We start from the raw sequence: 9,743 nt of genomic DNA on the forward strand, positions 1-9,743 counted from the left end.
TCGAACGATGCGCCGTCAAGGCCGGTGATACCGCGGCGATCCTCTCGGAAACGCAATCGCGTGCGCTGAATGTGCATCTGGCGGAACTCGCGCTGCTGCGGATGGGCGCGCGGCCATTTCATGTGGTGATGCCGACGCCGCGCAATCGCAATATCGTTCCGGTTCGTTCGACAGGGGCGAGCGAGGCGATCCAGCGGCTCGGCCCGGTGATCAGTGCGCTTCAGCAGGCCGGCTTTGTGGTGGATTGCACCATCGAGGGCCTGATGCACGCGGTGGAGACGCCCGAGATCCTCAAGGCCGGCGCACGGATTCTGGTGATCTCCAACGAGCACCCGGAGGCGCTGGAGCGGATGGTGCCGGACCCCGCACTCGAGAAGCGCGTTCGCGCGGCGGCGAAGATGCTGCGCGGGACCAAGCGGATGCGGGTCACCTCAAAAGCCGGCACTGCGCTCGACGTGGACATGGTCGGTGCGTCAACGGTTGGCGTATGGGGCTGGACCGATAAGCCCGGCACGCTGGCGCATTGGCCGGGTGGCATCGTCGTCAGCTTTCCCAAGAGCGGAACGATCAACGGCACGCTGGTGATGGCGCCCGGCGACATCAACCTGACCTTCAAGCGCTACCTGACATCCCCCGTGAAGATGACGTTGAAGGACGATTACGTCGTCGAGCTGGAAGGCGAGGGCACGGATGCCGCGATGATGCGTGCCTATCTCGCCGCCTGGGGCGATCGCGAGGCCTATGCGGTCTCGCATGTCGGTTTCGGCATGAATCCGGCCGCGCGCTATGAAGCGCTGTCGATGTACGACCAGCGCGACACCAATGGCACGGAGATACGTGCGGTCTCCGGCAATTTCCTGTTCTCGACCGGCGCGAACGAATTCGCCGGCCGCTACACGGCGGGCCATTTCGACCTGCCGATGATGGGGACCACCATCGAGCTGGACGGCGTCGCGGTTGTGCGGGAAGGCGTGCTTCAGGACGTCTTCGGCTAGTCGCGATCGAGTACTGGCGGGCGAGCCAGCTGGAAATGCCGGAGCAGGTCGACCATGGCCTGCAGCCGCTTTGCCCGATAGGCGTCGACATCGAGCCCGGAATAATCGAGAAAGCCTGCGCCAGTTCGCAGGCCGATCCGGCCTTCGTGCATGTTGCGCGAGATGACCTCCGGCGCGCGATAGCGGTCGCTGCCGAGTGCGCCTTCGAGGTAACGGCTCGCATAGTAGAGGATATCGCCACCGCCCCAGTCGATGAACTCGAGCAGTCCGAGCACGGCATAGCGGAAGCCGAAGCCGTAGCGGATCGCCTTGTCGATCTCCTCCGCGCTGGCGACGCCTTCCTCGACCATGCGTGCGGCCTCGTTCATGGCCAGCGCCTGGATGCGCGGCACGATGAAGCCGGGCGTCGCCGCGCAGACCACCGGAACCTTGCCGATGCCTTCAAGCAGCGCCTTGACCGCGTCGATGACGGCGGGATCGGTGGCTTTTCCGGGCGAAACCTCGACCAGCGGGATCAGATAGGCGGGGTTGAGCCAGTGCACGTTGAGGAAGCGGCGTGGGTTCACGATCGCACCTGAGAGATCGTCGACGAGGATGGTCGACGTGGTCGATGCAATGATCGTGTCCGGCTTTACCTGTCTTGAGGCCGCCCCCAGCACCTCCCGCTTGAGCTCGACGACTTCAGGGACACCCTCAAAAACGATACCGGAATCGGCAAGCACTGCGCCGCTCTGGCTAGCCGCCGCCASCGAGACACGCGCGATGAGCGGATCGACATCTGCCTCGGCCAGCAATCCCAGGTTCGAGAGGCTCGCAAATGTCTTCCTGACTTCGCCGAGCGCATCCGCTTGCAGCTTGGCGAAGTCCTCGGCGGAACGGGGCTTGATGTCGATCATCGTGACCCTGTGCCCAGCATAGGCGAACGCGACGGCGATGCCTCGCCCCATGCGGCCGGCCCCGAGACAGGCGATGTTGGCGCGATTGATCATCGATCAGAATCCATTGCGAAGCAGCGTCTGCAATTCGGCCTTGCTGAGGCTGCCAAGACCGAGCGTATCGAGCGTTCGGCCGCCTTGGGCAAAATCCTCACCGCAGATCGCGCCACCGATGGCGAGAAAAGCCTTGGCTAGCGGCGTAGCCACGCCCGCAACGCCGGCGACGGACACCAGAAGCGACAACCCAAGCCGCAAATCCTCGCGCATGTAGCGGTGCTCGGCCAGCACGATGCGCTCGCGCCAGTCGCCGGAGTCCGTCAGCCGGTCATGCGAACCGCGCCCATACATCCAGATCTCGCCCTCTTTCGCGTAGTGGTGAGCGAGCGGGAAATGCGGGGCAGCGTAGCCGAGCGCCTCGCGTACCGCGATCCGCTCGGCGTCGAGCGCGTCGGTCACCCGGCGGATTGAGGCTTGCGTTCCTTCCTTGTGGATGTCCCATCGCTCGAAATGTTCGATCGGGCCGGCGTTCATCACGATCAGTGGCGGATGGATAATGGGACCTGCATTCATCAGCGCGCCGGACAGCGCATCTCCGCAGGGCTCGATTGCGTCGGGGAAAGCGCGTCCGATCACTTCGAGTGCCTGTGGCGCCCGGTCGAGCGGAAAGACGCCAACCGGCAGCCGCTTCGCGCGGATCGTGATCGCGACTTCGAACGGCCCGTGCTTGCGGGTGAGCCAGGGCAGCGTGCCGGTTTCGGCAAAGCTCGCCTTGGCCCGGTTGCCGGCGTCCTGCGCGGCCTTCGCGAAGATCATCGAGCCGAATGTCGCGGGCGGCAGAAACACGACTTGGCCGTCCCGCAGGTGCGGAGCAAGCAAACGCGCGATATCCGGCTGCGCGAAGGCGGGGGCGGGGCACAGGATCAGTTCGACACCGTTCACGGCTTGGGCGATGTCGGTCGTCACCAGCGCCAGCTTCATGTCGTGGCGGCCGTTATGGTCCTTCACCAGAATGCGCGAGCCATCGGCGCGATGCACGGCGACCTGATCCGCGTCGCGACGCCAGAGCCGGACCTCATGTCCCGACAGCGCAAAATCGCCCGCGGCCGCGAAAGAGCCGTTTCCCCCACCCAGAACTGCTATCTTCAAGATGCCTCTCCTCGTGCGCGCGACTGCGCATCAAGCTGCTTCAGCAGGAAATGCTGGACCTTGCCCAGCGCCGTACGCGGCAGGTCGGTGACGAAGACGATGTCGCGCGGAACCTTGTAGCGCGCAAGCTGCGCCTGGAGGTGCGCCCGCAGTTCGTCGGCTTCGAGCCGACAGCCGGATCGCGGGATCACATAGGCGATCGGTACCTCGTCCCAGCGCGAGTCCGGCCTGCCGATCACGGCGCATTCGCTTACATCGGGGTGTTCCAGCAGGACGCGCTCGACTTCGGCCGGGTAGACATTCTCTCCGCCGGAAATGATCAARTTCTTCTTGCGGTCGCGGACCCAGAAATAGCCGTCAGCGTCGCACAGGCCGATATCGCCGGTGCGATACCAGCCATCCTGCAGCGCATCGTGGGTGGCGTCCGCATTACTCCAATATTCGAAGAACACGTTGGGGCCGCGCACCGCGATCTCCCCTGGTGTGCCGGCCGGTACCTCGCGGCCGGTCTGATCAATCACCTGCGCTTCACAGCACAGGCCCGCAAGTCCGGTTGATCCCTCACGCGAGAGATCGCCGCCAAGCCGCGTATAGATCGCGATGGGGCAGGTTTCCGTCGAACCATAGACCTGAAGCACGGGAACGCCGCGCGCGACAAAGCGGTCGATCAGGTGCGGCGGTACGATGGTCGAACCGGTGGCCAGGGCCTTGAGCGATGAGAGATCGGTCGTGGTCCAGGCCGGATGCTCGCTGACGGCCTGAATGATCGCCGGTACCATCACCGTCAGCGTGGGTCGATCGTGCGCGATCGTTGCGAGCGCCGTATCCGGCGCGAAGCGGGCGTGGATGGTGACGGTCGCGCCAAGCTGGAGCGCAGGCGTGGTCTGGATATTGAGACCGCCGACGTGGAAGAGCGGCAGCACCGTCAGCACGTGATCTTCGGACGTCATGTTGTGCATGTGCTGGCTCATGACGCCGTTCCAGAACAGCGCTTCCTGGCGCAGCACTGCGCCTTTCGGCCGGCCGGTGGTCCCTGACGTGTAGACGATGAGGAGCGGGCTAGAGAGGTCGGTGTGCGGATTTCGGCTGGTGCCATCGCTATGCGCCAGCAGGCATTCGAAAGTCGTGCCGCGCGGCGGCGCAAAGTCGAAGCCAACAACGGATGTCCCCGGCGCTGTCCGCCCAAGTTCGGACAGAACTCCCCCAAACGCCTGCTCGAGCACCAGCACCTTGGCACCCGCATCGGTGAGAATGAAGAGCTGTTCGGCGACGGCAAGCCGCCAGTTCAAGGGCACCAGCATCGCCCCGAGGCGCGCGCAGGCATAAAGCAGAACCAGATAGTCCGGCCGGTTCAGACTGAGGATCGCAACGCGATCGCCCCGGCCGACGCCGAGCTCCTGCTTCAAGGCCGTGGCGGTCTGCTCGATACGCGCGGCAAACGCCGCGTAGCTCAGCCGCTCCCCCTCGAAGGCAATGGCCGTCTTGTCTGGCGCGAACGCCGCATTGCGGTCGATCAGGCTACAGAGGTCCACCGTCAGTCGTCCGTTTCACCGGCCTCATACAGCGCCTCGCGCCCGATACGGTCGAGGCAAAGCTCGGCGGTCCAGGGCAGCATCAGCGAGCCGCAGCGGCTGTCGCGATAGATCCGCTCCAGCGGGAGCGAGCGAAGCATCGCCTGGCCGCCGCAGGTGCGGATCGCGAGCGCGGCGAGCTCATTGGCCCCCTCCATCACCGAATATTGCGCGGCATAGGCGCGCAGCACCTGCTCCTTGCTCGGATTGGCGCGCGCCTCTGTGACGGCCTGGAACCAGATTGACTTGATCTGCTCGAGCTTGATCTGCATCTGCGCGACCGCGATCTGCTTGGTCGGGTACATCCGCCGCTTGACCGGCGGCATGCCCGGCACCTCGCCGCGCAAATAGCGCACGGTGAAATCATAAGCCGCTTGCGCGAGGCCCATATAGGTCGGCGACAGCGTCAGGAACATGTGCGGCCAGCGCAGCGCGGCCTGGAAATAGACGCCGCGCGGCATCAGCGCGGAATCCTCCGGGACGAACACGTCCTTGAACAACAGCGTCCGCGAAACCGTTCCGCGCATGCCGAGCGGATCCCAATCGCCGACGACGGAGACGCCCTGCGACTTTGCGGGAATTGCGAGATAAAGCGTGTTGCGACGCGAGGCCTTCTCGCCTTCCCCGATTTCGGTGCAGAGCACGCCGTAATAGTCGGCGTGACCCGACAGCGATGCAAAGATCTTCTTGCCGTTGACGATCCAGCCGCCCTTCACAGGCTTTGCCTGCGTGCCGAAGGCGACGCCGCCTGCGGCCGCCGCACCGCCTTCGGAGAACGGCTGCGAATAGATCGCGCCCTCTTCGACGATGTGCTTGTAGTGGACCGCGCGCCGCCGTTCGTGCTCGGCGCGGGTCTCCGCGTCCATGTCGAGGTCGTCCGCGAGGGGGCCCGACCACAGGGTTGAGCAGACATGCATGTTCCAGGTCAGCGCGGTCGCGCCGCAATAGCGGCCGATCTCGGCTGCGGCCAACGCATAAGTCTGGTAGTTCGCACCGAGTCCGCCGTGCTTCTTGGGGACGGCGATGCCGAGCAGGCCGACGCGATGCAGGTCGCGATAATTCTCGGTCGGAAAGATCGCCTCGCGATCGTAGGCGGCAGCGCGCCCGGCGAACACGCTCTGGCCGATCTCGCGGGCGCGCGCGATGATGCCGGCCTGTTCGTCGCTGAGGCGGAACGCGACGGGATCGAAGATCGGTGCATCCAGCACGACCTTGTCACTCGCGCCGATCGTGTTGCTGACTTGCATGGTCATTGCGCAGTCACCTGTGGTTTGCAACGACGGAGTCCACGAACTTGCCGAGCGCCTCGTCAAAGGCGTCGGGACGTTCAAGGTTCGCGAGATGGCCGACGCCGGCCAGCTCGACATATCGGGCCGAGGGAATGTAGGTCGCCGTCTTCGCCATCATCGGCGCTGGCGCGTTGTTGTCCTTGGAGCCGGACAGCAGCAGCGTCGGCACGGAAATATCCTTGAGCGTGCTGCGCTGGTCGAACCCGATCAAGGCCAGCATCATGGCGCGATAGCTCGCTTCGGGCACGCTTCCCATGCATTCACGCGCAAGTTCCATCCCCTTTGGATCGGGATCGTCGCCGACCAGCTCTTTCACCAGCGACGGCGCCAGTGACTTCATCGTTTCACCGCGATCGAGCGGCCCGAGCCGCGCTGCGATGAACGATGTCTGCCAGTCGCCATCGGCCTTGCCGAACGCCGGGCTGGTCTGCGCCAGCACGACCGCGCGCGCCAGTTTCGGCGATTGCATCAGCCATTTCTGGACGATCATGCCACCGATCGAATGTCCGACCAGAACGGGTCTTGTTGTGCCGAGCTGCTCGATGAATTGCTGGAGCGCATCGGCCAGGGCCGCGATGCTGACGCTGGCAAGCGGCGCCGATCCGCCGTAGCCCGGCATGTCCCATGCGATCGCGCGGAAGCGGTCGCCGAATGTGGCGAGCTGGTGCCGCCAGGCGCGCGCCGCGCCGCCAATGCCATGCAGGAAAATCAAGGGTATCGCGCCCGGATCGCCGGCGGCTTCGTAGGCGAAGCGTCCGTCCTTTGTTATCATCGGCGCAGGTTGCGGCACGCGATATCCTCTTGCTGGGCCCGGCGATGCTAACAGGCCTATCGTCGATGGGAAGAGATAATTTTATACTTAAAGCAATTTTCGGGCCGGTCTGTTCCGCGTGGGCTTTCGCGACGTCGACGGGCGCCGTCGTTGCAAAAGTTTGAAGGTTAAAATATATCGGAGACACGATCAGCAGATCCCAAGGAGCCAGCGCATGTCCGGATTGCCGCACTCGCCGCACGCACTGGTAACCGGTGGCGGCCGTGGAATCGGCCGCGCGATTGCAGCATCCCTCGTCGGCGCTGGCGCCACCGTGACGGTGCTTGGCCGGAATGCTGCAGTTCTGGACGAGGCGGTCGGTGCGGGAGCTGCGCATTTTGCAGCTATCGCCGATGTCTCTGATGAAGCTGCGCTGAAAGCAGCCATCGCGGAGGCGCATGCGCGAAAGCCAATCGACATTCTGATCGCCAACGCGGGCAGTGCGGAGTCCGCGCCGTTCTCCAAATCGGACAGCGCGCTGTTTGCGCGCATGATGGACGTCAATTTCATGGGCGTGGTCCACGCCGTCCGCGCCGTACTGCCGGGGATGAAGGATCGCCCCTATGGCCGCATCATCGCGGTCGCGTCGACGGCCGGGCTCAAGGGCTATGCCTATGTCAGCGCATATGTCGCTGCCAAGCACGCCGTGGTTGGCCTCGTGCGCTCGCTCGCCCTCGAGATGGCCGGCAGCAACGTGACCGTGAATGCGGTGTGTCCCGGCTTCACGGACACCGATCTGGTCGCTGGCAGCATCGAAAACATCATGAAGAAAACAGGGCGAACCCGCGAGCAGGCGATCGCCGAGCTCGCCAAGCACAACCCGCAGGGGCGGCTGATCTCGCCTCAGGAGGTGGCCGACGCCGTGCTTTGGTTGTGCGGCGAGGGTGCCGGCGCGATCACGGGGCAGGCGATTGCCGTGGCCGGCGGTGAGATCTAGCGTGCGCGACGCAGGCCCGGAACAAGGAAGCTAAGGAGATCGCATGAGCAGACCAGCCAATCCCGTCACCCTGCCGCTTGCGGACTATTCACCGCAGCACTTCCTGCTGGCCGTGGTCGACGGCGTTGCCACGGTGACGCTCAATCGTCCCGAGCGGAAGAACCCGCTGACCTTCGAGAGCTACCGGGAGCTCACGGATTTCTTCCGCGCCTGCGCGTTCGACGATGCGGTCAAGACGATCGTCGTCACCGGCGCCGGCGGTAACTTTTCATCCGGCGGCGATGTGTTCGAGATCATCGGCCCGCTGGTGAAGATGGACACCAAGGGGCTCACTGCCTTCACCCGCATGACGGGAGACCTCGTCAAGGCGATGCGGGCGTGCCCGCAGCCGATCGTGGCCGCGGTCGAGGGCATCTGCGCGGGCGCCGGTGCGATTGTCGCCATGGCGTCGGACATGCGCCTTGCCGCGAGCGGGGCCAAGGTCGCGTTCCTGTTCAACAAGGTGGGCCTTGCCGGCTGCGACATGGGCGCCTGCGCGATCCTGCCGCGCATCATCGGCCAGTCCCGCGCCTCCGAACTGCTCTATACCGGCCGGTTCATGACCGCGGAGGAAGGCGAGCGCTGGGGCTTCTTCAGCCGCATCGTCGCGCCGGAGCAGGTGCTGCCCCAGGCGCAGCTCCTGGCAAAGCAGATCGCCGAAGGGCCGACCTTCGCCAACACCATGACCAAGCGGATGCTGGCGATGGAATGGGCGATGTCGGTGGAGGAGGCGATTGAGGCGGAGGCCGTTGCTCAGGCCCTGTGCATGACCACAGCGGATTTCGAGCGTGCCTTCCAGGCCTTCGCCAACAAGGTCAAGCCGGTCTTCAGGGGTGACTAAGGCAGTTGCTTTGCCCGTGGCGAGGCCGGCAATGAGGACTTGCGCGAAATTGCGAGCTGAGAATTAAGGCTAAGCCCAAGACCCCGGCCGAGCTCAAGGCGAAGGCGACAAAGCCGCTTGCGGCGGAGTGACCGCCCATGCGACGTTAACCCCATTGCCTGGCGTATTTCGAGTGGAGTAAGGGCGATGAAGGCGATTATCGTTGGTGGCGGTATCGGAGGTCTCACCACGGCATTGATGCTGCGCTCGCGCGGCATCGCTTGCGAGGTCTTCGAGCAGGCCGACACCATTCGCGAGCTTGGTGTCGGCATCAACACGTTGCCGCACGCCATGCGTGAGCTGGCCGGCCTTGGTCTGTTGCAAAAGCTTGACGACGTCGCGATCCGCACCGATCAGCTCTACTACCTCAACCGCCATGGTCAGGAGGTCTGGCGCGAAGCCCGCGGCATCGACGCGGGTCACGACGTGCCGCAATTCTCGATCCACCGTGGCCGGCTTCAGGGCGTCATCCATCGCGCCGTCGAGGAGCGGCTCGGGGCGGACGCAATCCACACCGGTTGCCGTCTTGGTGCGTTCACGCAGGACGAAGGCGGCGTTACGGCTTACTTCTTCGATCGTGCCGGGGCACACATCCACACAGCGCGCGGCGATATCCTGATCGGTGCCGATGGTATCCATTCGCGCGTGCGCGACACGCTGTTCCCGAACGAAGGACCGCCGTGCTGGAACGGTTTGATGCTGTGGCGCGGCGCGCGCGACTGGCCGCTGTTCCTCACCGGCAAATCCATGATCGTGGCCGGTGGGCTCAACGCCAAGGTCGTGATCTACCCGATCGCGGAGGGCTCAAGCCCCGCGAGCCGTCTCACAAACTGGGCGGTGCTGGTGAAGGTCGGCGAGGGCAACGCACCGCCGCCGCGGAAAGAAGACTGGTCGCGTCCGGGCCGGCGCGAGGAGCTGATGCCGCATGTGGCGCGCTTCTCGGTGCCCTATATCGATGTGAAAAGCCTGATCTCGGCAACGCCCGAGTTCTACGAATATCCGACCTGCGACCGCGATCCCTTGCCCTATTGGTCATCGGGACGCGTCACACTGCTCGGCGATGCCGCGCATCCCATGTATCCGGTCGGCTCGAACGGCGCCTCGCAGGCGATCCTCGATGCGCGCTGCCTTGCCGACGCG

At 64.8% G+C, this 9,743-nt stretch carries 9 protein-coding genes; 4 read left to right on the top strand and 5 right to left on the bottom strand.

Annotation, left to right across the window (positions count from 1 at the left end):
- Positions 1-995 (top strand): 2,5-dihydroxypyridine 5,6-dioxygenase NicX family protein (locus tag AC1D00_RS12730; RefSeq protein WP_477010910.1); only part of this gene is annotated, 995 nt, incomplete at its 5' end.
- Here the strand turns inward: AC1D00_RS12730 and AC1D00_RS12735 are convergent.
- The 5 genes from AC1D00_RS12735 to AC1D00_RS12755 are packed head-to-tail and all read right to left on the bottom strand — an operon-like array spanning position 992 to position 6,726.
- Positions 992-1,984 carry a 3-hydroxybutyryl-CoA dehydrogenase gene (locus tag AC1D00_RS12735; protein ID WP_477010911.1) on the bottom strand — a complete coding sequence of 331 codons (993 nt, stop codon included), beginning with the start codon at positions 1,982-1,984 and terminating at the stop codon, positions 992-994. The genes AC1D00_RS12730 and AC1D00_RS12735 overlap by 4 nt on opposite strands.
- A gap of 3 nt (positions 1,985-1,987) precedes the next feature.
- The gene (locus tag AC1D00_RS12740; RefSeq protein ID WP_477010912.1) at positions 1,988-3,076 is read right to left on the bottom strand and encodes an NAD/NADP octopine/nopaline dehydrogenase family protein; all 1,089 of its coding nucleotides are present in this window, start codon (positions 3,074-3,076) and stop codon (positions 1,988-1,990) included.
- Positions 3,073-4,608 (bottom strand): class I adenylate-forming enzyme family protein, encoded by a 1,536-nt coding sequence (locus AC1D00_RS12745; RefSeq protein WP_477010913.1) that lies wholly within the window; start codon positions 4,606-4,608, stop codon positions 3,073-3,075. The genes AC1D00_RS12740 and AC1D00_RS12745 overlap by 4 nt, the downstream gene beginning before the upstream one ends.
- 2 nt (positions 4,609-4,610) lie before the next feature.
- Entirely contained in the window at positions 4,611-5,900 is a 1,290-nt protein-coding gene (locus tag AC1D00_RS12750; protein ID WP_477010914.1) for an acyl-CoA dehydrogenase family protein, read from the bottom strand.
- Positions 5,901-5,907: 7 nt separating this feature from the next.
- The gene (locus AC1D00_RS12755; RefSeq protein ID WP_477010915.1) at positions 5,908-6,726 is read right to left on the bottom strand and encodes an alpha/beta fold hydrolase; all 819 of its coding nucleotides are present in this window, start codon (positions 6,724-6,726) and stop codon (positions 5,908-5,910) included.
- 196 nt (positions 6,727-6,922) lie between these two features.
- Here AC1D00_RS12755 and AC1D00_RS12760 point away from each other — a divergent pair, with 196 nt between their 5' ends.
- The 3 genes from AC1D00_RS12760 to AC1D00_RS12770 all read left to right on the top strand — a co-directional run.
- Entirely contained in the window at positions 6,923-7,684 is a 762-nt protein-coding gene (locus AC1D00_RS12760; RefSeq protein ID WP_477010917.1) for an SDR family NAD(P)-dependent oxidoreductase, read from the top strand.
- A gap of 43 nt (positions 7,685-7,727) precedes the next feature.
- Positions 7,728-8,564: an enoyl-CoA hydratase family protein gene (locus AC1D00_RS12765; RefSeq protein ID WP_404558127.1), complete on the top strand. Its 837-nt coding sequence runs from the start codon at positions 7,728-7,730 to the stop codon at positions 8,562-8,564.
- A gap of 186 nt (positions 8,565-8,750) precedes the next feature.
- Positions 8,751-9,743 (top strand): flavin-dependent oxidoreductase (locus AC1D00_RS12770; RefSeq protein ID WP_477010916.1); only part of this gene is annotated, 993 nt, incomplete at its 3' end.

It is taken from the genome of Bradyrhizobium sp. P2_E8 (assembly GCF_056403875.1).